25 protein-coding genes, 1 tRNA gene, 1 pseudogene and 1 other annotated feature are annotated in these 23,618 nt (G+C 64.9%); of the genes and pseudogenes, 10 read left to right on the forward strand and 17 right to left on the reverse strand.

Annotated elements, in window-relative coordinates:
- Nucleotides 1-148: 148 nt before the first annotated feature.
- Nucleotides 149-859, reverse strand: a complete 711-nt coding sequence (locus B4915_RS11555) for a TetR/AcrR family transcriptional regulator (protein WP_245907477.1) — start codon at nt 857-859, stop codon at nt 149-151.
- A 197-nt stretch (nt 860-1,056) separates the two neighbouring features.
- On the opposite strand from B4915_RS11555, the gene rraA reads away from it, so the two are divergent.
- Nucleotides 1,057-1,527: a ribonuclease E activity regulator RraA gene (gene rraA / locus B4915_RS11560; protein ID WP_105805981.1), complete on the forward strand. Its 471-nt coding sequence runs from the start codon at nt 1,057-1,059 to the stop codon at nt 1,525-1,527.
- Between the two features lie 83 nt (nt 1,528-1,610).
- Here the strand turns inward: rraA and B4915_RS11565 are convergent, their stop codons facing one another.
- Nucleotides 1,611-2,504 carry an NUDIX domain-containing protein gene (locus B4915_RS11565; RefSeq protein ID WP_105805982.1) on the reverse strand — a complete coding sequence of 298 codons (894 nt, stop codon included), beginning with the start codon at nt 2,502-2,504 and terminating at the stop codon, nt 1,611-1,613.
- A gap of 106 nt (nt 2,505-2,610) precedes the next feature.
- On the opposite strand from B4915_RS11565, the gene B4915_RS11570 reads away from it, so the two are divergent.
- Both B4915_RS11570 and B4915_RS11575 read left to right on the forward strand, forming a co-directional pair.
- Nucleotides 2,611-3,048, forward strand: coding sequence for a pyridoxamine 5'-phosphate oxidase family protein (locus B4915_RS11570; protein WP_105805983.1), 438 nt, complete (start codon nt 2,611-2,613; stop codon nt 3,046-3,048).
- Nucleotides 3,049-3,677: 629 nt separating this feature from the next.
- Nucleotides 3,678-3,751: transfer RNA gene (locus B4915_RS11575), tRNA-Pro, on the forward strand.
- Between the two features lie 191 nt (nt 3,752-3,942).
- Here B4915_RS11575 and B4915_RS11580 read toward each other — a convergent pair.
- From B4915_RS11580 to B4915_RS11595, 4 genes are all read right to left on the reverse strand, one after another.
- A complete protein-coding gene (locus tag B4915_RS11580) occupies nt 3,943-5,118 on the reverse strand; it encodes a tyrosine-type recombinase/integrase (protein ID WP_245907478.1) in 1,176 nt (391 codons plus the stop codon).
- Between the two features lie 34 nt (nt 5,119-5,152).
- On the reverse strand, nt 5,153-5,362 hold the full coding sequence (locus B4915_RS11585; RefSeq protein ID WP_059062910.1) for a helix-turn-helix transcriptional regulator: 210 nt from the start codon (nt 5,360-5,362) through the stop codon (nt 5,153-5,155).
- Nucleotides 5,359-6,006, reverse strand: coding sequence for a hypothetical protein (locus tag B4915_RS11590; protein ID WP_146120095.1), 648 nt, complete (start codon nt 6,004-6,006; stop codon nt 5,359-5,361). Before B4915_RS11590 ends, B4915_RS11585 begins: the two co-directional genes overlap by 4 nt.
- Nucleotides 6,007-6,126: 120 nt before the next feature.
- Nucleotides 6,127-6,618, reverse strand: a complete 492-nt coding sequence (locus tag B4915_RS11595) for a single-stranded DNA-binding protein (protein WP_105805986.1) — start codon at nt 6,616-6,618, stop codon at nt 6,127-6,129.
- Between the two features lie 116 nt (nt 6,619-6,734).
- Between B4915_RS11595 and B4915_RS11600 the strand changes: the two genes are divergently transcribed.
- From B4915_RS11600 to B4915_RS11625, 5 genes are all read left to right on the forward strand, one after another.
- The gene (locus tag B4915_RS11600) at nt 6,735-7,160 is read left to right on the forward strand and encodes a hypothetical protein (RefSeq protein ID WP_105805987.1); all 426 of its coding nucleotides are present in this window, start codon (nt 6,735-6,737) and stop codon (nt 7,158-7,160) included.
- Complete coding sequence (locus tag B4915_RS11605; RefSeq protein WP_105806046.1) at nt 7,157-7,573, forward strand: transcriptional regulator; 417 nt, start codon at nt 7,157-7,159, stop codon at nt 7,571-7,573. Before B4915_RS11600 ends, B4915_RS11605 begins: the two co-directional genes overlap by 4 nt.
- Complete coding sequence (locus B4915_RS14795) at nt 7,570-8,556, forward strand: GNAT family N-acetyltransferase (RefSeq protein ID WP_219845116.1); 987 nt, start codon at nt 7,570-7,572, stop codon at nt 8,554-8,556. The genes B4915_RS11605 and B4915_RS14795 overlap by 4 nt, the downstream gene beginning before the upstream one ends.
- A gap of 95 nt (nt 8,557-8,651) precedes the next feature.
- A protein-coding gene (locus tag B4915_RS11620; RefSeq protein ID WP_425436327.1) for an IS3 family transposase occupies nt 8,652-9,952 on the forward strand; the annotation gives its coding sequence in 2 pieces (ribosomal slippage) (nt 8,652-8,934 and nt 8,934-9,952; 1,302 coding nt in all).
- Nucleotides 8,930-9,082: a sequence feature (AL1L pseudoknot), on the forward strand. It overlaps the preceding gene by 153 nt.
- Nucleotides 9,885-10,562, forward strand: a complete 678-nt coding sequence (locus tag B4915_RS11625; RefSeq protein WP_105806048.1) for a histidine phosphatase family protein — start codon at nt 9,885-9,887, stop codon at nt 10,560-10,562. The genes B4915_RS11620 and B4915_RS11625 overlap by 68 nt, the downstream gene beginning before the upstream one ends.
- Nucleotides 10,563-10,584: 22 nt before the next feature.
- Here B4915_RS11625 and B4915_RS11630 read toward each other — a convergent pair whose 3' ends face one another.
- Nucleotides 10,585-12,351, reverse strand: a complete 1,767-nt coding sequence (locus tag B4915_RS11630; protein ID WP_181158569.1) for a TraM recognition domain-containing protein — start codon at nt 12,349-12,351, stop codon at nt 10,585-10,587.
- A 118-nt stretch (nt 12,352-12,469) separates the two neighbouring features.
- Between B4915_RS11630 and B4915_RS11635 the strand changes: the two are divergent.
- Nucleotides 12,470-13,337, forward strand: a pseudogene (locus B4915_RS11635) (IS5 family transposase).
- A 9-nt stretch (nt 13,338-13,346) separates the two neighbouring features.
- Here B4915_RS11635 and B4915_RS11640 read toward each other — a convergent pair.
- From B4915_RS11640 to B4915_RS11675, 9 genes are all read right to left on the reverse strand, one after another.
- On the reverse strand, nt 13,347-13,880 hold the full coding sequence (locus tag B4915_RS11640) for a hypothetical protein (RefSeq protein WP_105805989.1): 534 nt from the start codon (nt 13,878-13,880) through the stop codon (nt 13,347-13,349).
- 38 nt (nt 13,881-13,918) lie between these two features.
- The gene (locus B4915_RS11645; RefSeq protein WP_181158571.1) at nt 13,919-14,212 is read right to left on the reverse strand and encodes a transposase; all 294 of its coding nucleotides are present in this window, start codon (nt 14,210-14,212) and stop codon (nt 13,919-13,921) included.
- Between the two features lie 48 nt (nt 14,213-14,260).
- A complete protein-coding gene (locus B4915_RS14540) occupies nt 14,261-14,809 on the reverse strand; it encodes a hypothetical protein (RefSeq protein WP_146120096.1) in 549 nt (182 codons plus the stop codon).
- A complete protein-coding gene (locus B4915_RS11650) occupies nt 14,806-15,327 on the reverse strand; it encodes a hypothetical protein (RefSeq protein WP_146120097.1) in 522 nt (173 codons plus the stop codon). The genes B4915_RS14540 and B4915_RS11650 overlap by 4 nt, the downstream gene beginning before the upstream one ends.
- A 2-nt stretch (nt 15,328-15,329) precedes the next feature.
- Entirely contained in the window at nt 15,330-16,847 is a 1,518-nt protein-coding gene (locus B4915_RS11655; protein ID WP_105805992.1) for an ATP-binding protein, read from the reverse strand.
- A 57-nt stretch (nt 16,848-16,904) separates the two neighbouring features.
- Nucleotides 16,905-18,365 (reverse strand): SCO6880 family protein, encoded by a 1,461-nt coding sequence (locus tag B4915_RS11660; protein ID WP_105805993.1) that lies wholly within the window; start codon nt 18,363-18,365, stop codon nt 16,905-16,907.
- Nucleotides 18,366-18,499: 134 nt separating this feature from the next.
- Nucleotides 18,500-19,948, reverse strand: coding sequence for a TrbL/VirB6 family protein (locus B4915_RS11665; protein WP_105805994.1), 1,449 nt, complete (start codon nt 19,946-19,948; stop codon nt 18,500-18,502).
- Between the two features lie 36 nt (nt 19,949-19,984).
- On the reverse strand, nt 19,985-20,308 hold the full coding sequence (locus B4915_RS11670) for a DUF6112 family protein (protein ID WP_105805995.1): 324 nt from the start codon (nt 20,306-20,308) through the stop codon (nt 19,985-19,987).
- Nucleotides 20,309-20,412: 104 nt separating this feature from the next.
- Nucleotides 20,413-20,679 (reverse strand): DUF6112 family protein, encoded by a 267-nt coding sequence (locus B4915_RS11675; RefSeq protein WP_105806049.1) that lies wholly within the window; start codon nt 20,677-20,679, stop codon nt 20,413-20,415.
- Between the two features lie 114 nt (nt 20,680-20,793).
- Between B4915_RS11675 and B4915_RS11680 the strand changes: the two genes are divergently transcribed.
- Nucleotides 20,794-22,410 carry an endonuclease NucS domain-containing protein gene (locus B4915_RS11680; protein ID WP_181158572.1) on the forward strand — a complete coding sequence of 539 codons (1,617 nt, stop codon included), beginning with the start codon at nt 20,794-20,796 and terminating at the stop codon, nt 22,408-22,410.
- Between the two features lie 27 nt (nt 22,411-22,437).
- Here the strand turns inward: B4915_RS11680 and B4915_RS11685 are convergent, their stop codons facing one another.
- Nucleotides 22,438-23,607 (reverse strand): M23 family metallopeptidase, encoded by a 1,170-nt coding sequence (locus B4915_RS11685; RefSeq protein WP_342747305.1) that lies wholly within the window; start codon nt 23,605-23,607, stop codon nt 22,438-22,440.
- Between the last annotated feature and the right edge of the window lie 11 nt (nt 23,608-23,618).

Raw genomic sequence — 23,618 nt, forward strand, 5'->3', positions numbered from 1 at the left:
TTGAAAAAAAAAAAAAAGAAAAAAAAAAAAAAAAAAAAAAAAAGAAAAAATGATGCGTCCTGAGGGTGTGGGTGTGCGAAGGAAGAGATGCGGTGCGCGGGGAGCGATCCCGCGCCCGGAAGGGGCCGAAGCGGCCGGGATCCCGAAGCTACCGGGGACCCTGAAGCCGCTCGGGATCCTGCGGCTGCTCGGGATCCTGCTGCTGCTCGGGATCCTGAGCCCGGCCGGGATCCTGCGGCGGATCGCCGGCCGTCGGCCACGGGGGGCCGGGGACGCTGCCGGGGTCGCCGGGGTCGCCGTCGAGCGGCATCGCGGCCAGGGCGCGCAGGGCCGCCGCGATCTCGTGGTGGGGGAGCGGATGCTCGTGCAGCCCGGCGTGCACGGTGACGCCGTCGATGTAGGCGGCGATCGCGACCGCCCGGGCGGGGCCGATGTGCGGGGAGAGCATCTCGATGAGGCGGTCGCTCCAGCGCAGGGCGAGCGGGCGGAGGCGCGCGTCGGTGACGCCGGTGGTCATCAGCGCGATGTCCGCCTGCACCACCCGGGTCTCGTGCAGGTAGCCGAGCAGATCGCGGGTGGCGCGATCCGGGTCGGCGATGAGGTCGCGCAGGTGGGGCTCCATGGCCGCGAGCTCCTCGTCGATCTCGTCCGAGAGCTGCTGCAGGGCCGCCTCGCGCAGCGCGTCGATGGAGGCGAAGTGCTGGGTGGTCGAGCCGAGGGGGACGCCGGCGCGGGCGGCGATGGCGCGGTGGGTGAGGGCGGCGACGCCGTCCTCGACGATGAGCTCGGCGGCGGCGGCGAGGATCTCGCGGCGGCGCGCCTCGGGGTCGCGGCGGCGGGGGGTGGCTGGTGTCGTCACGGTGGCCTCCCGGGTGCGCCTGAGCGGCCGCGCGGGACGGCAGCCATTAGTGGACATATGTACATGTACATTTGTACATTAATGTGCGTCGCGCGGCAACTTTGCGCCGCGTGGCGTCGGCTGTCACGTTTGTCGGTGCTTGCGGGTAGCGTGGGTCACATCCGGCCTCCCGGCCCGGAACCGAGGGGAGAACCACCATGTCGCAGATCAGCACTGCCGACCTGTACGACGAGCGGGGCCATGAGCTGCACTCGGTGTCGCTCCAGTTCCAGAACATCGGCGGCATGAGCGGATTCGCGGGCTCGGTCCGCACGGTCCGCTGCTTCCGCGACAACGCACTGCTCAAGGAAGTGCTCAGCGGGCCTGGCGAGGGTTCCGTGCTCGTCATCGACGGCGGCGGCTCGCTGGAGTCGGCGCTCGTGGGCGACGTGATCGCGAGCCTCGCCGTCGACAACGGCTGGGCGGGGCTCATCGTCCACGGCGCGATCCGCGACCGCGTGGCGATCGGCACCCTGCCCTTCGGGGTGAAGGCGCTCGGCTCCAACCCCGCCAAGTCGGGCAAGACCGGCGAGGGCGAGCTCGACGTGCCCGTGGAGATCGGCGGCGTGACCTTCCGGCCCGGCGCGCTCGTGTGGTGCGACGAGGACGGGATCCTCGTCGAGGCGTGACCGCCGCGGGGGTCTGAGGGGGTTCCGGGCGTCACTTTTCTGGGGTCGCCCCCCGGGTGTTTTGGGCTGCCTGGGCCTGGGCTTCAGAGCTCGGGGAGGATCCGCAGCAGATGCTGCACGCCGCGGGTGCCCGCCCCGGCGGCCTGCACGCGCGAGCGCAGCTCCTCGTCGCTCGTCACCACCGTGACGACCCCGCCGAGCGCGGCGGCCACGGCGGCCTCGTCCACGATCGTGTCGTCCCCCAGGCCGGGGGCGTCGACCACGCGCACGTGCGCGCTGCCCGCGATCCCGCGCGCCACGCCCTCCACCACCATCACCCACTCCGGGTAGGCGCGATCCAGCCCTGGCACGCGCGTCTCCGGCAGGTCGAGGAAGCCGGCCCGGATCCCGTGCGGCTCGACCGCGAGCGCCTCCAGCCGGTCGCGCAGGCGCTCCGCCGCGCCGCGGCGATCCTTCCACCAGCCGTCCGGCACGCTGCCCACCACGTTCGCCGCGTCGACGACGACCGTGGGAGGGGCGGAGAGCAGGGGGCGCAGCAGCGGCCAGTGCTCGGCGAAGGCGGGGTGCAGGGGGAGGGATGCGACGTCGGGCGCGGGCACCCAGGCGAGGGCGTGGCTCTCGGCGTCCGTGATCCGCGGCTCGAAGGGGGTGGCAACCGTCGCGATGAGCGTCGTGTAGGTCCAGCCGGTGCGGTCGAGCAGGTGGGTGTAGCGGGGGGTGACGGCCCCGTCGGGGATGCCCGCCTCCTCCTGCGACTCGCGGATCGCGCCGTCCACTGCGCTCTCGCCCTCGTGGCGGGCCCCGCCCGGGATCCCCCAGGTGTCGCCGTGGTCGCTCCACGTGGCGCGGTGCTGCAGCAGGACGGCGCCCAGTGCCGTGTCGTAGGCGAGCAGCCCCGCCGCCCCGAAACGCCCCCAGTACCGGCCCCCATCGGCCGCGGTCACCCAGGCGTCGCCGGGATCTCGAAGCTCGCTCATGGATTCAGCGTATCGGGGAGCGGCCGGGCGTGGGCGGGATCTTGCGCGGGGTGACGGGAGCGCGCCACGCCTTTCGTTCCCCGGGCGATGGGGTGAGAATGGGGGTATGAGCGAGAACGAGAAGCCGAACGAGGTGCTGTCGGAGCAGGAGTGCTGGGAGCGCCTGAAGACGCAGGCAGTCGGCCGCCTGGTGACGCGCGTGGGCGAGGTGATCGACATCGTGCCGATCAACTACGTCGTCGACGGGCGCTCGATCGTGTTCCGCACCGCGGCGGGCAGCAAGCTCGTCGAGCTGACCATCAACAGCTCCGTGCTGTTCGAGGTCGACGAGATCGGGGAGGACGCGGCCTGGAGCGTGGTCGTCCGCGGCAACGCCCGGGCGCTGGAGCACTCCGACGAGGTCCTGGCCGCCTCGCAGCTGCCGCTGCGCCCCTACCTCCCCACCTACAAGCCCACCTTCGTCCGCATCGACGTCGACGAGGTCACCGGCCGCGACTACCGCTACGGCGAGGAAGCGCCGCTGGAGGACCACCAGGAGGGGTGAGGCTTGGGTTGGTCGGGCGGGGTCTGGCGGGGTCGCCTGGCTCTGGCCGGCTTCGGCGTCGGGCGCTAGCTTCCCGTGCCGACACGGCGCTGAAGCCCGGTGCTGGCTCCCTTCCTCGTCCCTCCCTCCGGTGCTGGTACGGGCGTTGGTGGTTCGTGCCGGTTCCCGGCTGTGAGCCCGGTTCCTATTGCGACCCCGGGCCAGCTCTTCACCGCACAGTCGTGCGCGCGCCTCAGTTGTGAGTAGACGCGGGCTCCGACAGCGCCACGGGTCCAGGTGCTGTCCCGGGCTCTTTCCCGGCTCCGTCCGCGCGCTCTCACCACAGTTTTCGCGAGTTATGAGATCGGCTCTCCGCGCTGACTCGCGTCCGTCTGTGCGCGTCCTCACCCAGGCTTCCGGCGGTGGTCATTTTCGCTCCCCGAGTATGGGTAAGATAGAGGGGTTGCTTCGCAAAGGCGTGGTGGCAACGGGCTGTGGCGCAGCTTGGTAGCGCACTTGACTGGGGGTCAAGTGCGGTAACGACTCGGTACGGCTCGAAAACAGAACAACGGGATGTGGCGCAGCTTGGTAGCGCACTTGACTGGGGGTCAAGTGCGGTAACGACTCGGTACGGCTCGAAAACAGAACAACGGGATGTGGCGCAGCTTGGTAGCGCACTTGACTGGGGGTCAAGGGGTCGCAGGTTCAAATCCTGTCATCCCGACAGAAAAGCCCAGGTGAGAGCAGGTTTCTCACCTGGGCTTCGTCGTTTCTGTTGTCCTTTTCGGAGGGGTTTATGGAAGCACCCGGCCGCGGGTGCTGATGCCTTCCGGGATGCCTCGATTGCGGCTCTTGCGACGAGCCGGGACCTGGCCGGGACCTGGGGCCCGTTTTGGGCCGCGATCGGCAGCCTTTTCATCGCCGAGGTGCCGTCGCCCGACTGGACGCTGCGGGGCTCTCACGATCGGGATTCTCGTGTCCGTCGAGGAACGCGTTGGCGCGTGCGGCAGCGTCGGTGAGGTGCCTGGTGTCGGGGTGGAGGTACCCGCGGGTCGTCTCGATCGATTTGTGGCCGAGGATGCCTTGGAGGACGTGGAGCGGGATGCCTGCGTCGGCGAGCCAGGTCGCTCCGGTGTGGCGGAGCCCGTGCCGGGTGAGGCTGGGGAGCTCGAGCTCGGTGACGAGCTGGTCCCACTTCGTCGCATCCCGCACCGATGCTGTGGTGAGCACGCCCCCGCGAGGACCAGTCAGTAGCCGCTCGTCGGGTTCACGGTCGTGCGTGAGGCGTTCCAGCACGGGAGCGAGGGCTTGCAGGATAGGGACGTGGCGGATGTCTCGGCCTTTGGTTTGTTTGGTGACGAGGCCGCCTGCGCCGGGGTAGGTTTGGCGGCGGATCGTGACGATGCGTTGATCCCAGTCGATGTCGCCGACTTGGAGGCCTGAGATCTCGGAGCCTCGCGCGGCGAGGAGAGCGCCGAGCATCACGAAATCGGAGTAGCTCTGATGCACCTCCCCACACCGATCCGCCAGAGTCGTGAGGGTCGCGAGGTCTTTGAGTGCGTGCACGCGTGGCGAGAAGTCGTTCTCTTTGAGGTTGAGGGCCGATTTACCGAGAGAGCGCCGGGAGCGGTTGCGGGCGGGATTGCTGGGCAGGAGATCGTCGCGGACGGCTTCATCGAGAACGCGGACGAGGGGTGCGATGGTGTTCTTTATCGTTGACGCGGAGTGCTGGGTCTCCCACTGGTCGATGGTGCGGTCGATCATCCCGGCCGTGATCTGGGACAACGGTAAATGCCCCAGCGCGGGGAGCACGCGGAGGCGGAGGCCGAGTTTGTAGCCGTCGACGGTGGAGGTGGGGTCAAGGCCACGCTGCCACCGGTCTCCGATCATGTCGACGTAGTCGGAGAGCAGGATACGTTTATCGATCCCGAGCTCGGCGGAGGCTTGTAGGTACTGGAAGAACTCGTCGGCTGCTTCCTCGTCGGGGACGACGAGTGCGCGGGTGACGCGTTTGCGGGTGTGTGGGTCGATCCAGCGGGCACGGGCGCGGATTCCGGAGGTGCGGTGTTCAAGATCGGTGGTGACTTTCACCCCGATGGGTGGCACCGGGAGTGGGGCGGTGGGTTCAGGCGTGCTCATCGGTATCGAGGGAGGTGAGCCATTGTTCGACCTGTTCGATGCGGTACCTCGTCACGCCGCCGATTCGGATGAACGGCGGCCCCTTCTTTTCCGCCCGCCACCTCGACAGTGTCGATTCCGATACCCGCAGGAACGCCGCGATCTCGCGGCTGTCCCGCAGCGGTGAAACAAGGACGTCGCTGGTTTGCTCGGTCATGACTGTTCACTCCAATCGATGTTGACGATCTCCCGGATCGTCGCGTCCTGTTCCGCAGTCCGCGCCTTGACCTGTTCTTCGACGAACGCCAGGAAATCCTTCGTCCGCTCAGTCACCGGTGCCTCTGCCGTGGAGGGTTCGGTCCAGCCGTCTGCTTCGCCTCCCGGCCACACGGTGATGCGGGTGGGGCGGTCACGGTCCAGGCGTGTCCCGGAGATCGTGACCCAGTCGCGGAGGCGTTCGCGGGCGACCTGGAAGTCGTGGTGCCAGGCGAGGGCCTGGTTGCCTTTGGCTTGTGGGTCGAAGCAGAACAGCCAGTGCTGCTTCAGGGCTGAAAGTTCCCAGAGGAGTTCCGGGTGGCGGTGCCACATCGGAGGGACCACCTGCGCGGGAAGGCCGTAGGTGTGGCGGAGCCAGTCCACCCATCCGTTGAGTTCGAGGAGTTCATGTTCGAGGTCACTGGGTGGGAGGGCGCGCCAGTTGATCGGGCGCGGCACCTGCCCCAGCGCCGCCGCGAGATCACTGGCGTAGGCCTGTTTCGCGAACTCGCGCGTCTTCTTCTCCACACCGGGCGGGAGGTCGCCGAAATCCGTGCCGTCGACGTCCGGCTCTGGCACACCTTGGGGTGGCTGCTCACTGTTCATCACATGCTCCTGAGTGAGAGACGCGCCGCTGCGGCGGCGCGAGAACGAAGAGGGGCGGGTGCGGCGACCTGGCGGAGGTGTGAGGATGGCCGCCGCACCCGGCTGGCATCGCCGCACCCGTCAGCGGGCGATGGCCTCGCGCTCCACCGAGCCCGTACCGGTCGCGACGGGTGGTTCAGGGGCCAGGTCTGCTTCACGCTGAGCGAGCTGCTGCTGTACCCGCTCCCGGCTAGGAGCTTCGCGCTGCGGTGTCTCGCGTTCGGGTGCGCCGCGGTCGACGGTGTAGCGGGTGATGTTGTTGTCGTGGCCGATCCGGGAAGCGACGAACTGCTCCCGCTCCACGCCGTCGTCGCCGGTGTAGGTGCGGGTTTCGCCTTCGGCGATGAAGTTGTCGCCCTTGCGGAACTGCTCGTGCGCGAGCTCGGCGGACTTGCGGAACATCACCAGGTCGGTGAACTCCGGGTCGAGCTGGGTGAACGTGCCGTCCTGTTCGAACCGGGCCTGCGGCTGCCCGACGCGCATGTAGACGCGTGCGTCGCCGTTACTGGTGAACGTCAGCTCCGGATCGGTGGCGACGAACCCTGCGAGGGACTGTTTGGTGCGGATGCTCATCAGTGGGTACTCCTATCGGTTCACCCCTGCACAGGACATGAGGGGGCTACGAGATAGGTGCGGGCCGTGATCGTGGCGACTGGACACCACGACTTTAGGATTGATAATGTAGTTGCATGAGTGAAAACAAGTTCTCTGTTGAAGATGCAACTCGTCTAGTCGCCGTGGGTGCGAAGGCTGCGCAGGATGCGCGGCGAGCCACGCGATGGTTCCGTGTCTTCGTGGTCATGCAGGCCGCGTATGCGCTGGCCTTTACGCTTTCGCTTGACATTGCCAAGGTGAACTATTGGAAGGCGTTCGCGCCGTTCATGCTCGTCACGCTCTGTATTTGGATGATCGCGTTCCGATATCGAGAGTCGATCCCGCGCCACGGCTTGCGGAATATGGGCATCGCGGTGGCGACTTGGTTCGCGCTTTACACCCTCATGCTTGACCCTGCGCTGCAATTGTTTGGCCTGTCTTCGCCGTGGTGGTGGGTGCTCGCCGGAATTGTTTCGATCACGCCGATTCTGGCGTGCCTGTTCGCGAGCTCACGCCGATGACCACACCCAATACGACGGGGGCTGGGCAGCCTGAGTCCAAGTCTGGGGGCCACCCGCGCAAAGAGCTTGACTCGCTGATCCACTCCCCGGTGAGGTTCTCGTTACTGGCCGCGCTGCGGAACCTGGAAGATGTTGACTTCAGGTTTCTCGCAAACCTCCTGGAGGTGAGCGACTCCACACTCTCGCAAACCATCACCGTGCTCGCAGATGCTGACCTGGTGACCGTGCGTAAAGAAACCGTGGGCAGACGCACGCGCACCTGGGTTGGCATCACAACGACCGGGCGTACCGCGTTCGAACAACACCTTGCCACGCTGCAGGCCATTGTCGACTCAGGTATCCCAGGCTCCTCAGGCAATAAAGGCAACGGCGGACAAGCCGCCGCCTCTGGACAACCAGGAGAATCCCAATGACACCCCGCTTAGCTAGCGTCGACGACCTCCCCACGAGCGCAATCAGTCTTGCTGCTGCGTTTGAACATTATCCGTGGACGCGCCACGTGATTCCTGAAGAGAACTATGATCAGCGGCTACACGATCTACAGTTGCTGTATCTCGAGTATGCGCACATGCATGGGATCGTCGCCGTAGTGGGCAACAGCGAGGGCGTGATCGCGCTCCTGCCGCCCGATGCTCCCGAACCCGACCCAGGGATGATCGACGAGATCGTGCGCTTGCACGGCGACCGGATCGACAGACTCGACCACGCTGACTTACCTACTGATCCACCGACAGGAGCATGGCGGCTCGAAACTCTTGGCGTGCATCCCAACTCCCAAGGCAGCGGGATCGCGTCTGCCCTGTTGTCGTTCGCGCTGACTGAAACGGCCAGGCGAGGCGGTGCATCAGTGGAGCTGGACACCTCTGACCCCCGCAACGTCCGCCTGTATGAGCGGCACGGATTTCAAACCATCACCCATACCGGCGCGGGCGGAGGACCTCCGGTGTGGAAGATGAGGGCGAACCTCCCTCATGCGCCAGGCAAGGGGCGTCCACCAGAAACAACGGCTGCCGAAGCTCTGAGTGCGTATCTGGCGGCTACGAATACGCACGACTTTGACCAGATCGAGAAACTTCTCTCCTCTGATGCCGTTTATTTCTTCGGTGACGCAACCTGTATCGGTGTCACCCAGGTGCGCGACTATTTCGAGCGGACCTGGGCGATGATCCCCGATGAGCACTATTGGGCCGAAGACATCGAATGGGTGGCTGACACCGAACAGGCAGCTGTGGCGACCTACACGTACCACTGGAAAGGCACCATAGGAGGCGAGATGCGCTCCGGTGCCGGGCGTGCCACGAACGTCTTCATGCGAACCGAGCACGGGTGGCGACTCACGCACGAGCATCTCAGTTCCCTCCCACCCGGAGATCTACATCAGGAAACAGACGCATGAGGACGCTGTATGTGGTCACCCACCCCGAAGCCACACACCACGTTGAAGCGCCCCGGGTCTGATGGAGGCTCTCAATCCAGTGAAGGATGAGAGTCATGGCAGCACCACGGAAGTACAGCGAGGAGCTCAAGGAGCGCGCGACGCGGATGGCGCTGGACGCGCGCCAGAACCCCGCGACGAAGACCGGAGCGATCAAACGGATCGCCGACCAGCTCGATATCCATCCCGAGGCCTTGCGCACCTGGGTGAGGCAGGCCGAGATCGACGCCGGCGACGCGCCAGGCACCACGACCGCGGACACGCAGAAGATCGCCGACCTCGAACGAGAGGTCCGTGAGCTGCGGCGGGCGAACGAGATCTTGAAGACCGCGTCGGCTTTTTTCGCGGCCGCGGAGCTCGACCGCAAGCTGAGGTAACCGGGGTGCCGGTCGCGGTGCTCGTCGACTACATCGATGAGCACCGCGACCGGTTCGGGGTCGAGCCGATCTGCCATGTCCTGCGTGATGCGGGCCTGAAGATCGCCCCGAGCACCTACTACGCCGCCAAGACGCGCCCGCCCTCGGCCAGAGCGGTCAGAGACGAGCAACTGAAAGCGGACATCGCGGCTGTCCATGCCGACAATCTCGGCGTCTACGGGGCGCGGAAGGTCCACGCCGAGCTGAATCGAGAGGGCGTCTCGGTTGCCCGTTGCACCGTCGAGCGACTGATGCGCGAGCTCGAGCTGCAGGGGCTCCGGCGCGATAAGACGATCAAGACCACCTCGGGTGATACTGCGGAGACGGAGCGGCCAGCGGATCTCGTCGAACGAGCGTTCACCGCGACAGCACCGAATCAGCTCTGGGTCGCGGATCTGACCTACATCCGCACCCATGCCGGATGGGTCTACGCGGCGTTCGTGATCGACGTGTTCAGCAGGCTCGTCGTCGGCTGGCAGGTGTCCACGAGCCTACGCACGGAACTCGCGCTCGACGCGCTCGATATGGGGCTCTGGCAGCGCCGCAGAAACGGGCAGGACACGACCGGGCTCATCCACCACAGCGACCGAGGAGTCCAGTATCGCGCCATTCGCTACACCGAGCGCCTCGCCGAAGCCGATGCCGTTGCTTCCGTTGGAAGCAAAGGCGATTCGTATGACAACGCGATGGCCGAGGCGTTCAACTCGCTGTTCAAGGGCGAGTGCATCCGCAACCCAGCGATGCGTCCGAAGGGCGGCTGGGCATCCATCGGCGACGTCGAGATCGCCGTCGCCGAATACGTCGACTGGTTCAACCAGCGGCGTCTCCACGGCGAGATCGGGCACGTCCCGCCGGCCGAGTTCGAGCAGTCGCATTGGGCATCGCACGACGCGGCCCGCTACGCTCACGAGCAGGTTCCGATCGGAGCCGGTTCCAGATAACCGAGCCTCCACAAAACCCGGGGCGCTTCACGTCAACGGTTTAGTCGGAGGCTGGTACGACTCCGAGCTCACCGCCCAAGGGCTACAAGCGGCTGACCGGATCGGTGCCGCACTCGCAGCACGAATCCCACCCGGGGAAACTGTCGAGTTGTATTCATCAGACCTGCGGCGCACCGCGCAGACCGCCCAGGCCATCACCAACTATCTGGGCATCCCAGCGGTGGTCGATGCGCGGCTGCGGGAGAAATCTTACGGAATCGCGGAAGGGAAACCGCAGTCATGGCTCAATGAACGCTTCCGCACGCCACCTCGTACCGGTGAACGGCTCCGCCACAATGAGGGAATTGCAGGAGCAGAAACCATGCACGGGTTCGCAACCCGCATCTACGAAGCCATGGACGAGATCCTCGACAAGCCGTGCGAACACCAGGTCATCTCCACTCACGGTGGAGCACTCACCTTTGTCGCAGCCGCGTTCTTGCGCCTGCCCATCGACGCTCTCCAACACATGCGGTTGCGCGCGGAGCCAGGAGGCATCACCGTGCTGCGAGAAGACGATTATTTCCACAACCGCACCCTCGTTGAACTGAACTCAGCGCTACTGCAGTAACCCTGAGAAAGAGGGCTTCCCGTCACCGTGATCCGCCCCGCAACGCCTGTTCGACGCTCTTGCGATCGGCGCGCAGTTGCTTCGAGTCCGAGCGCGACGGCCACGGGCGGAGGTTTGTGATGATCGGGCGGGCGGTGCGGAGCATTACGACACCGGTACCGAACGGGAGTGTCCGCAGCACGTCGGGTGGAAGGATCGGGACTCGACGGATCGAGCGCTGGCTGGAATGCGCACCGTACGCGTCGGTGGTGATGGAGTCCGTGGTTTCGTCACGGTCACCGATGAGCGTGGCGAGGTCCTGGAGATCGCGACTGTTGGATGCTCCGCCGAGGATGATCTTCACGATCGAGGCATCCCAGATCGCGTTCGCTTGGTTCTCACCCCACTTCTCCCGCGCCTGCGCGAGTGACTGCAGCACCGGAAAGGGCGTGATGCCAGTGCCGCCACCTTCTGCCATCAACGTCGGCAGTGACGGCAGCGGGGCGAGATTCCCGATCTCATCCAAAGCCAGCAGCAACGGTGGGTCCATGCGTGCGCCCGGTGAGCGTGCGGCGATCTTCCTCGCGGTCTCGACGAGGTCTTCGATGAACGCCGCCACCAGCGCAGACGATGCGCCCGCCCCAGCACCCGTAGCAAGGAGATAGAGCGTCCCATTGCCGAGGAGGAACGTCTCGGGGTCGAACTCTTCACCCGGTGCAGGGCTGACGGCATCGAGAACGCGGGGGTCCGCGAGAGCGGAGAACGCGAGGGACACGCCCTGCCAGATGGAGTCACGGGTGCGAGGATCAGCCTGCACCATCGCATCCAAGCTGTCTGCCCACCCTTCCGCCGCCCCCGCATGCGAGGAGAGGACCCGGACTGCGTCTGCTGCGAGGGTGGGGTTGAGCGCCCATTGATAGAGGGTCTTCGCATCGCGTCCGTCGAGGGCCGCCGCGTGGAGGAGGCCTTGGATTGCGGCGGTGGTTTTTCCTTCCCAGAAGCCCGCGTCTTGGACCCCGCCGAATCCGGTCGCGGTGGCGAGGCCTTTCGCGCGGATCATCGCCGTCAGCGGGTCCTGACAACCCCGCACGGGCGACCACCGCATCCCTGCAGGCAGGCCAGGGGCGAGCTGTTGCGAGTCGAACACCGCCACTGGCCCTTTCCGTTCCCTGGCCTTCATCGTGGCGGTGAGGTTGTCAGGACGAGTGCTGGTCGTGATGACGGCTCCTGGTGCGTCGAGGATCGCGTTGATCACCACATGCAGGCCCTTCCCGGAACGGGGCGGGCCGATCAGAAGAATCGAGTCCTCCACAGTCGCCCACACCTGCCCGCCCTTCGCCGTCCCGAGCAGATACCCGACCTCCTCTGGCCTGGGCTTCTCGGTGAGCGACGGGCGCAGTGTGGCGGATTTCTTCACGAGGGCTTTCGCGGAAGCGACCTGTGCGACTTCACCCGCGGTTGCCGTCCCCGCGAGCCGGTGCGGATCCGTCTTCGACCGAGACCGGTAGATCGCCCGCGCGACGAAGAACCCCGCCGCACCGAGCAAGGCAAGGAACACGAGCACGATGAACCAGTAGAGGACAGGGTTGAGTCCCTTTGCACCGAGAGCGACACCGGGATCGGTGGGGTGCGCGAGAACCGCGAGCCCGCTGGTGAACCCACCAGCAGGTTCTGGCAGGCCGGTCAGGAACGCCGTGACCGAGCCAGCGATACGCAGGAGCCCGGTGAACGCGGCGGCAGCGACGAGCGCACCGAGTGCGAGGTTGACGAAGAGATCGTTGGCGGGTTTCGCTTGCACAGGTCCAGACACGACACAGCACCTTCCCGACCCCAGAGGTGGAAGAGGCGGGGTCGGGAGAACAGGTACGGGCCAGAGTTAGGGCGTGCTGCTAAAGGTTGATTCGTGGTGTGCGGGTGACGCTTGGAGCGTGTCGCGTGCTGAGATCTCCGATGAGGCCTGGGCTGTGATCGGGCCGCTGTTTCCTGCCGTGAAAACGACGGGGCGTCCGCCGGTGGATCGCCGCGCTGTAGTTGACGCGACCGCGTGGCGATACCGGACCGGCGCGCCATGGCGGGATGTCCCTGAGCGATTCGGGAACTGGAACACGATCTACAAGAACGTCAACCGGTGGTCCGCACAGGGCGTCTGGGCACGGGTGCTCGAGAAGACGCAGTCGCTCGCGCATCAACGAGGCGAACTGGACCGGGTCGCTTCGATCGACTCGACCATCGTGCGCGTGCACCAGCACGGCGCGACCCTGAAGCGCGACACAGGGGGCTCGGTCGAACTACAAGAAGTTCGGCGCCGAGCCTCCTGACCACGCGATCGGCCGCTCCCGCGGTGGGCTGACGAGCAAGAACCACCTGGTCTGCGACGGGCGAGCCCGGGCGCTGGCGTTCGTGCTGACGCCCGGGCAGGCGGCGGACACGAGCATGCTGATCGACACGCTCTCCGAGATCCGCGTCCCCGGACGCACCGGCAGACCGCGGTCGCGGCCGGAGCGAGTGCTCGCCGACAAGGGCTACCCGTCGAAAGCGAACCGGGCCTGGCTGCGCGAACAAGGCATCGCAACGACGATCCCCGAACGCGACGACCAGATCGCCCACCGCCGCAAGCACCCCGGCCGCCCCATCGACTTCGGGCGGGAGCAGAAGGAGCGCTACAAGCGCCGCAACGTCGTCGAACGCTGCTTCAACAAGCTCAAGCAGTGGCGCGGCATCGCGATGCTCTCAGACAAGACTGCCCGCAACTACCACTCCGCCATCTGCCTCGCCGCGACACTCCAATGGGTTTAGCAACACCCCCTAGTCGCCTGGCGTCGGGTCAGTGACGTCGGCGGCACCGAACAGCAAGCTGTCGAAGACCTGGTCGCGCCGGGCCGGCCGCGCGGTGGTGTACCTCAGCAGATCTTCGAAGTGAGAGAACACGACGACCGCTTCTTCGAACTCTGGCTCGGAACCGTGGACGACTGCTCCGTCGTCTCGCACCGCCAGGTACTCGTATCCGTTGCGAACGGAAAGCAGGATAGGTGCGTGGCGCCTCCAGAAACGGGAGACCGCGACCGCCTCATCATCCGTCGTCGCAGCCTGGATGCTCAGCAGTTCACACTCGTTCCACGCGAACGCCCCCTCCGCCCCGGTCGAGTAGTCGTCGCGGGACAAGAACCACACCGTCTCGTCTGAGCTCGACAGGAGTGAGAACGAGGACACCCAGCGGATCACCGTTTCGGGTGCCGCGCGCAGCGGGGAGGGAACGTCGTTCTCCATCGACGTCGGCGGCTCAAACGTCCACCCGGCTTCCTGCAAGCTTCCGGCGGCACTTCGGAAGAGTTCCGTCATGCTCCCAGCCTACCGATCCGCCTGGCATAGGCAGGCGGTCACCAGGTCGCGCCGGTATTGGCCCATTCCAGTGTCGACAACTTCGCCTCGATCTTCTCGAGCACCCGTGCCCAGACGCCCTGTGCGGACCACCGGTTGAAGTTCTTGTAGATCGTGTTCCAGTTCCCGAATCGCTCAGGGACATCCCGCCATGGCGCGCCGGTCCGGTATCGCCACGCGGTCGCGTCAACTACAGCGCGGCGATCCACCGGCGGACGCCCCGTCGACTTCACGGCAGGAAACAGCGGCCCGATCACAGCCCAGGCCTCATCGGAGATCTCAGCACGCGACACGCTCCAAGCGTCACCCGCACACCACGAATCAACCTTTAGCAACACGCCCTAGTCGATGGTTTGGATCGACGTCGTGCCTGAGATTCGTCCGAGCAGGATGACCTCGCCGCTGCTGAGCGCGGGCTTCTCGCCTCGGTCGATCAAGGCGCGGGCGTTCCCGGTGTGATCGGCTGATGAGTGACGAACGACGATCGCCACGGCGACATCCTCACCGGGGACAAACCCTTCTGCTTTGAACTCCAACAAGCTCGGAACCGACACTGGTGCTCCGGCTGTTTCGGGCGGAGCGAACGGAGATCGAGGCTGCGGAGCGGGTGGCGTGAGGATGTCTGCCCGAATACTGCCGTCGAGCTCCCGCACCTCCACCCTCGTCGGCGCACCAAACCGGGTGACGAGCTCGGTCACTGTTGCAGCGATCTCACTACGGGTGATCGGGGTGGCGGCAAGTTTGTCGCCGTTGACCGTCACGACCAAGCTCGTGTCAGAAAGCGCTTCGAGGAGGATCTGCGGCAACACAGCAGGAACGACCCGTGAAAGGCTTTCACTGGAGGACGGGGTGTCGGATTTGCGTGCGCGGAGACGTCGTCGAAGGTTCATGTCAGGAAGGTGCGGCCCGGCCCCGACCGGTTCAGGTCTCCGCGATCGACCGCTTCCATCGTGAGGGCCTCTGCGCGCTCGGCCAACTGGTACGTGTTCTTCGCCCAGTTCTCGGTCACGCGCAGCAGTTGCTCGTAATCATCGGACGCGATCTCGCCCTCAGCGATGGTCATCCACGGATACGAACCATCCATACTCGGCACGTGAACTTCTGATTCCCACGACCAGGACGTCGGAACCCTTTCGTCGTCTCGCCAATCAGTACCCATGTACAGCTCGGTGACCGCGAACCTCGACGCGTGTCCCTCGAGCGGGTAGAAGACGTAGTGGCCAGCCCCGAACGTCACCGGGTCTTCGAACGCGAGAAAGACGTGCTTGTCGTACCGGGTGCCGAGCTCATTCATCCCATCGTGCAGCGCCATCATGTTCCGGGACAACTGCTCCTCGGTGAGCCTGCCCGGTGCACCCGCGACTGCTGGGGAGCTTTGCTGCGACTCGAAGTCCTCGTTCTCATCCACGATCACGCCTCGCCAGCCGCATCCGCTACTTGCGTGCGTGGCGCTTGTGTCATTCGCTGGGTGGTGTCGAAGGCCCTCAGCTCCTCGGGATGGAGCTGATGCTGCACGACGTAACTGGACTCCTTGATCCGCCACAGGCCCTGGCCCGTTCCCAAGGACGGGAGCAGTTTCTGCTCGGTACCGGTGAGCCCGAGAGTTTTGCCAGTGGTTCCGATCTGGTCGGACTCTTGCCGGTAGATGATCCGTGATTCCGCGTTCGCCAGCAGACTGTTGGCAAGGGATCGCATGGCAGAGCCCTGATCACCGACATTGTCGAGGTCGGTGAGCTTGTGAAAGATGAGCAGGTTCGCGATCCCGTAATGGCGGGCGAGCCGCCAATGCGCATCCATCCGCTTCAGCAACGCCGGGTGAGACATCAGCCGCCACGCCTCGTCGTACACGACCCACCGCTGTCCACCGTTCGGATCCAGCAGGGCGGATTCCATCCACGCCGACGAACAGGTCATCAGCACCGAGATCAGAGTCGAGTTCTCCACCACCCGCGACAGATCAAGCGTGATCATCGGCAACGTCGGATCGAACGTCACCGTCGACGGCCCATCGAAGAGGCCTGCCAGGTCACCGGAGACCAGGCGACGCAACGCATGCCCGACCATCCTGCCGTCCTCAGCGAGCCGCTCATCATCCCCAGCGTCAGGGCGGAGGATGCGGTCGACGACCATCGGCAGGATCGGAACCGACGCAGACGACACCACCGCCTGCAGCGCGATATCGATCACCGTGTGCTCCAACGGAGACAAAGACCGCTCCAACACGGTCTCAGCCAACGCACCGATCAAATCCCGACGACGCGAGGCGACCGTCGACGCCCACTCACTGTCGGAGAGCCCAGCAGGACGGTACCCCTCATCGAGCGGATTCAGGCGGTTCTTCAACCCATGCCCGAGAACGATCGCTTTCCCGCCGACCGCTTCTGCGACGGCGGTGTGTTCGCCTTTCGGATCACCGGGAACATACACGCGCCTGCCGAACGGGATCGACCTGGTGTACAGGCTCTTCGCCAGTGACGATTTCCCGGAACCGACGATCCCTGCAAGGACGAGGTTCGGGGCGGTGATGATGCCTCGCTGATACAGCACCCACGGGTCGTACACGAACGACCCGCCGGAGTACATGTCCTGCCCAACGAACACCCCCTGCGACCCGAGCCCGCCCTCAGCCAGGAACGGGTACGCGCCCTGCAGCGCAGCAGACGTGTCCTGATGCGCGGGCACCCGGAACCGCCGATACGAACGCAACCCCTCAGGCCCCGCCTCCCCGCTTTTGGGGAGGTAGTTCGTGGAACGCGCTTCCGCACGCTCCGCCGTGAGCTTCGCTTTTTCCGTGGCGCGCTGCTCGGTGTGTTCGCGGGCGATGACCTGGCGGGCCGCGCGCTCACGCGCCCTGCGATGTTTACGTCCGGTGCCGTCCTCGACGAGGACGGTCGAGTAGAGCTTTTTCTGTCCGGGTTGGGTTCCCATGGTTTGACGCCTTCCTGCGCGAGGGTTGCGGTGACACCGGACAGGTACGCCTTGGTCTCATACGCCGCGACACAGCGGCAACGCCGCCGCGACGAACGCCTGCGCCTGCTGGCCCAGGAGCCGCCTGGTCTCGCACGATGCTTGGATCGCTGCTTGCTCGATCGCGGACACCGCGGCCTCGAGTTCGTCTTCCGTGGGGGCGGAGATGGCGAGGAGGCCGGTGTAGCGGAGGACGCCGTGGCCGCTGGTGAGGTCTGCCTCCTGTTGGAGGACGTCTTGGTATTCGGCGGTCTGCTGGGCATCTTCGATCTGCCCGACTTTCTGCCGCTGGGCCGCATCTGAGATGTATTCGGTCTTCTTCTTGCGGATATCGCGGGCTGCCTGGTCAGAGCGGATCGGGTCACACAGCAGTGTGAATGCGCGCCTAATGCCGGAGGACAGCAGCACTGGGGCAAGGAAGCCTGGGTAGACAAGGGAGCGTGGCCACTCGCTGACCCACAACACTGCGTGATGCGCACTATCGGAGCGCAGCCCATCCCAGGTTTCTTCGACGGCGACAGGGCCAGCCGCGGCGAGGTCTTGCCCGATCTCGCCGGAACGTTCCAGGGTCGCGGCGATTGCCGGATCGTAGGCGGAGCGGAGCATGATGGCGAGCTGGCCCGGCGTGTACCAGGCGGTGGGTTTGAGATCCGCGGAGCGCAGCGCGGTAGTGAGGGTGTCCATCTCCTGTCTCAAGACGACGGCTGCTCCTTTGAGGCTGCCGCCTGCGGTACGGATCGCGCGGGCTGCTGCCCGCATATCCAGGGACAGCGAGATGGTGGAGATGTGCCGTTCACCAGCGGGGCCTGCCCGGTCGATGAGCTCCCGATAGGTGCGGGCGACCCAGGAATCGTCGTCGTTGCCGTGCTCGGCCCACCACTGTGCAAGCCCCGACCCTGAGTCAGGGACGGTGCGCTCGAGCACCTGCAGGCGGGCGATGCGGGTGGAGCGGCATGCAGTGGACAGGACGCGTCCCCAGGCGTGCACGCGACGTTCCTGGTCGCCGGGGTCGAGGAGGATGAACGACGGATGGGTCACCTCCACCAGCGCAGTCAACGTCTGCGCGTGCGGATCGTGCACCATCACCGCCCCGGTCTCCGGATCCTCGTACTGGCGAAGCGGTGCCGCATCCCCCGGGAGCGCGAGCGTCCCCGCGGGCCGGGGCTTCACGACGCGCCGCCGGTACCTGGTCTGCCCCAGCGCCTGGCGGAGGAGCCAGTGCAGGGTGATCGGTACCCATTCGACGAGTTTCCTGCCGCTGATGGGAACCCAGGTGAGGGCGATCGCGGTGCCCCAGATAGGTGAGGTGTACAGCGCCGCGGGGCCGCCGGTGTACAGGGACGCGATGAAGACGGCGACGGCGACCGAGAGCGCAATGACCTGTGGGAGGGAGAGGCCGAGGATGATGCCGCGTTTGGTGAGGCGGGAGAACTTCACCGGGGACAGTTCGAACTCGTTCTGCGTGGATGCGGTACTCATGCGGTTCCTCCTGAAGGCGACGTTGGGTGCGTGCAGGTCAGGTACGGACACGAAGAAGCGGGCGGTAACCCGGTGCTGGGTTACCGCCCGCGTGACGGACGTGCGTCTTCTCTCCTTTCAGGTGCGAGGTATGTTCACGACTTCGGTGCGGGCTTCGGCGGCGGAGGCGCATCCCCACCCGCAGGTTTCGCAGGAGGCGTCTTCGGTGCAGCTCCCGAGGACGGTGGGCTCGGCTGGGCGGGCGGCGTGGAGCGATCCGGTGGTGGTGGCGGGGTCTGTGCTTCGCTTGCGGCCCCGGCGTGGTTGTCCGCGGTGCGACCAATAGCGCCGCCGAGTTTCGGCCCTGCTTCCGCGGCTCCCTTGGCGATCTTCGCCCCAGCAACCGCGGCGATCCCGATCGGCCCTGCCGCAGCTCCGGCACCGGCACCGCCCGCGGCTGCAGCACCGCCACCGGATCCTGCTGCCGCGCCACCGGACCCGGCAGCGCCCGCGGAGCCGAACGCCGCACCACCACCTGCGGAACCTGCACCGCCGCCCGCAGGCGCAGATGGCTTACCGCTCGGTGGAGGTGGCGCATTGCCGCCTCCACCGCTTCCGCCACCCTTTTCGCCGCCGTCGAGTACCTTCTGCGGGCCTGCACCGTCTGGTTTCCCTGGCAACGGCATGGGCCGGTTCATGGCTTGCTTGGACTCTTGTTCGGCGGACATGACGTGGTACATGTCGAAGCCGACGAAGCTGATGAACTTGTAGACCATGTACGGGGCGAACGCGGCGATGAACATCAGCACGATCCCCGCGATCGGATCCGCGATCGAGGATAGATCCAGGTCGATGGGTACGTTGACCTGGTTGATGGCGACGAGAAACACCACCACGATCACCAGCTTGGAGAAGATCAGCGCGAGCACAAAAGATGCCCACTTCCCAAACCATCCCTTCGTCGCATCCCACGACGCTCCCGACAGGGCGATCGGTGCCATGACGACCGCGACGAGGATCAAGGCCTTCCGGATGAGGAGTGAGAACCAGACGATTGCTGCGGCACAGATCGCGAGGAAGCTGAGGAAGATCGTGATGATTGCCCCGGCTCCTGGTGCGGTGAGGTTGATCGCGGTGAGCCCAGCGACGAGCACACCGATCTTCCCGCCCATCTCTTCCAACGTTGTGCCGGTGGCTTGGATGATGCCGATGCTCAGCTGGTCGACGACCTCGAGGAGAGTTGCGGTGAGGGTGATCACCAGGAACGACCCCAACACGCTCTTTGCGAGCCCGAGAGCTGCGCGGGAGAGTGCGGTGGGGTCGCGCCGGATTAGGCCGGTGATGAGTTGGAGGCAGAAGAAGATCAGCATGATGAAGATCGCGATCCCGAAGATCACGTTATACACACCGATGTAGCCCGCCCCGGTGACATCGACCAGGGTCGTGGAGTCGAACAGCGCCCACACGCCCTGGAAGATCCAGGACGCGGCCTGCCCGATGGCTTGTGCGAGCCAGTCGAAAGGGGCTGCCACGAGGGTGGCGGCCCCTTCGCCGACGGCGTCGCAGACGTTACTGATGATGGGGACGTCGCAGATTCCAGCCACGGGGTTCCCCTCCCTTCTACGGGTAGAGGTGGTGGGTTAGGAGACGGTCTGGCCGACGTTCCAGAAGAAGTTGATGAGCGTCACGCTCGCGCCGGTGATGATCGCCGCGCCGCAGGAGATCAGCACCCCGACCTTCCCTCGCGATGCCAGGTGCGGGTTGGAGGAGTTCGACCCGAAGCCCCACACCACCGCGGAGACGATGAGGGCGAGGACGGACAGGATCAGCCCGATCGTCATCACTGCGCCGACGACGGTGCGCAGGGCACCGATTCCGGGGAGGCCGGAGTCGTTCGGGGTGATGTTGATGTTCGCGGGCAGGACTGCGGCGACGGTGGTGAGGGTGTCGAGGACGGCAAGCATGGTGGGGCTCCTTCACAGGCTTCGGCCCGCAACGAGATAGCTGCGGGGTCACCCGTCAGGTGCGACCCCGAAACACCCGACTCGAAGCCCGGGGATACGGGGTGTTAGAGGGTGTCGCCGAGGTTCAGGAGGAAGTTCATCCAGGCGACTCCGGCTCCAGCGAGAACGGCGGCACCGAGGGCGACGAAGACCCCGACTTTGCCTTTCGTCGCGACACCGGGGTTGCCATTCGAGGACGCGATTGCCCAGATGATCGCGGAGACCACGAGCATGAGCACGGACACGATGAGCACGATCGTGAGCAGCGCGCCGACGATGGGGATCAGGGTGCTGCGACCTCCCACCCCGGAGAGATCCGGGTAGACGTTCACGGAATCCATTAGAGCGGCGGCAAGCATGTGGGGCCTCCTCGACGAGATCAACACGGGCGTGCCGTTCAGGTGCGAGCGGCGGGAGGGAGTTCCTCAATCGGAGAGAATGAGAGGGTGGCGTACGAAAATGAGATCCGAGACGTTCTAGCCAGGCGCCTCACTGTGATCGAGGCAGATTTGGTTCTAGTCGATGTGAACTTTCACCTTCAGAACGCTGAGGGAACGCGAGGATTCGTCGACATCTTGGCTCGCGACACCACTGACATGCTTGTCGTCATCGAACTGAAACGCTCAGACAGCGCCGCGCGGGAGGCTCTGCATGAGGTTGGCAAGTACATGGAGCTACTCTCGCGGGAAAAGGGAATCCCCTCGAGTAATATTCGCGCCATCATTGTTTCCACCGAGTGGAACGAACTGCTGGTTCCGTTTAGCTACTACGCGAGTAAAGAAGACTTCCCAATCACTGGTTACGAGCTATTTGTAGATGTCGACGGTGTCACGCCGATTCACACAATCAAGGTTACGCCGCTGGTTCCTCCAGGTGAGCGCGTTCTGACTCGGTCTCAACGCCTTATTGCCTCCCGCAATGCCGCGTCGGTTAATTCTGTATGGACAACCGTGTCAAAGACTTTAACTGCTCTGGGTGTCTCTGATTTTGTCGGAGAGGTAATTACTCGCGACACCGAGGACGAAACGTCGACTCAGCTAGTGCTTACCCTTGGAACGATTATCTGGAACGAATCGCGTTTGGCTGCGATTGAAGTACTGGAGAAAGACTGGGCGACGGGAGATATGGAGTTCGATGAATATCCGAGTGAGGAGCTCGCTCTCGAGGCAACACAGATCTCAAATCGTACACTGCTGTTCGAGTATTGCGATCCCGATCGAGTGTCTTCACTTAAGGATGCGCACCGCTGGGAACACGTAGCTTGGCTGAGATCCGGAGTGTTCGAAGATGAGAGGTTGTTTCCTTCGGAACATCTCGAAAGCCACACCATGGGATGGAAGAAAGGGCTCTCAGACTCGAGGCTGTCGGTTACGGTGCGACCAGCAAACAAAGTTCAATGGAGTGAATTTCGGGAGAACGTCGATCTCGTTCTTGGAGCCAACCATGAGTGGAAGACCATCATCAATAGGTGGATGGACGAGAAACTGCCGGAGTTTCAGGATGGGATCGTTCAAGCCCACATCTACAACCCGATGGATTTCCTGCAGATCATCGCTCACGCCGGATGGGACGTGGAACTACAAGAGCTGACGCCCGGGCTGGCCATAACATTTCGAATCGAGCAAGAACCGATGAGAGCTGTCGGGCTAATCGGCGCCCTCTCCTGGGATGGTAAGCATCGAGATCTAACCGTGCCGTTTTCTAGGAGCTACCCGAATATTGGAGTTTGGGCTGATGCCCGTCAGTCCGGGCAGGTTGCCGAGATTGACATCGATCTGACCACTTCCATTGGCTTGCGCTATTCGACCTGGGAGAAGCACGCTTCCGCGGAGTCTCCGGAACTATTGACCCTCAACGGTTCGAAGTTTTCGCGGTCACCCGAGCGCGTCAATTTTCTGGGAAAGCGAGGCTACGAGGGTATTCAACCGTTGCAGGACTTCATCGAGTCACATGGGCCGCAACTGGCGCGCTTCTCGCGGAAGATCCGATCAACCTTGCTGTTCGACCCTGCGACAGCAACCCAGATGCACATGATCGACAACACCGTGAAGTGGGAGTGGTGACGGCGGCATATTTCGCTCGATAGCGCATCACGGCCGACAGCCGGGGCCGCCGCCTGCGGGGGCTTCGATGCCCTCAACGCCGCGCTCGGCGAGCCACGGCTCAGCGTCGACCGCTCGCGATCCGGCTCCGCCGGGGTGGACTTGGAAGTGCAGATGAGGGCCGGTCGAATGGCCGCTGCTGCCAACGTCGCCAATGTGTTGCCCTGCGATGACGCGGTCGCCTGCGGTGACGTGGATGCCGTGCGCCCACATGTGGATGTATTTTGTGGCGACTTTCTCCCCGCCGATGGTGTGCTCGATCGTGATCTGACCGGAAAACCCATCGACCATGCCCGCATAGGTCACGACCCCATCCGCGAGAGCGAAGATCGCCGTACCGTCAGCGGCAGCCCAGTCGGTGCCGGAGTGGAAACTCGCCTCACCGGTGATCGGGTCGGTGCGTGGCCCGAATGTCGAGGTGCGCATGTAGGTGCCCGTCGGCAGCGGAAACACCAGACGGCTCGTCTCCGGGGTATCCGCATCCCCAGGCGTGCCGCTGCCATTCCCGCCTCCGCGAACGGTGAGGGCATCGAGGATGGTGCGCGCCACGGGCTCATAGTTCTGGTACCTGTCCGGGTAAGCAGAGACCTCGACGGCTTGTGCGGCTTCACTTTTGTCCATCTGCTGCCACCCCGGAATGTCGAGCAGTCCCCGCGGTGAGGGATAGTTCGGCCCGTCGGGGCCGCCGTAGAACGCGCGTGCTTGGTAGGTGGTGTCCATGAGCTCCGCGACGGTGCCCCACCCGGCCTGTGGGCGCATCTGGAACAGGCCCAGACTGTCGTGATCAGCCCCGTTGCCATCATTCGGATAGTCCCCCGATTCGGGGTAGGTGCCGGTGTTCGCGAGTTGGCGGAGTGTGGACTCCGTTAGCGCCGCCATGAGTGCGATGAGGATCCCATCCCGCCCTACACCGGGAGTGTTCGCGCCGGTGGTGATGATCGTCCCGGCGTGAGTGAGCTGCTGCTTGTTCAGCGTGAACGTGTACCCGTCCTTCATCGTCACTTCCAGAGAATCCGGGATCGGCCCGAGCACCACATCGGAGGCGACACAATTCGCCTGGTTCGTGACCGCGGAGTTCATGACCACCCCGATAGTCAGGAGCCCGAGCATCGGCGCGAGCAAGACGAGAACAAGCCCTGCGATGGCTGCTTTCTTCACGACTGCCCCCT

Source organism: Leucobacter massiliensis (assembly GCF_002982315.1).
GTDB classification, from domain to species: domain Bacteria; phylum Actinomycetota; class Actinomycetes; order Actinomycetales; family Microbacteriaceae; genus Leucobacter; species Leucobacter massiliensis.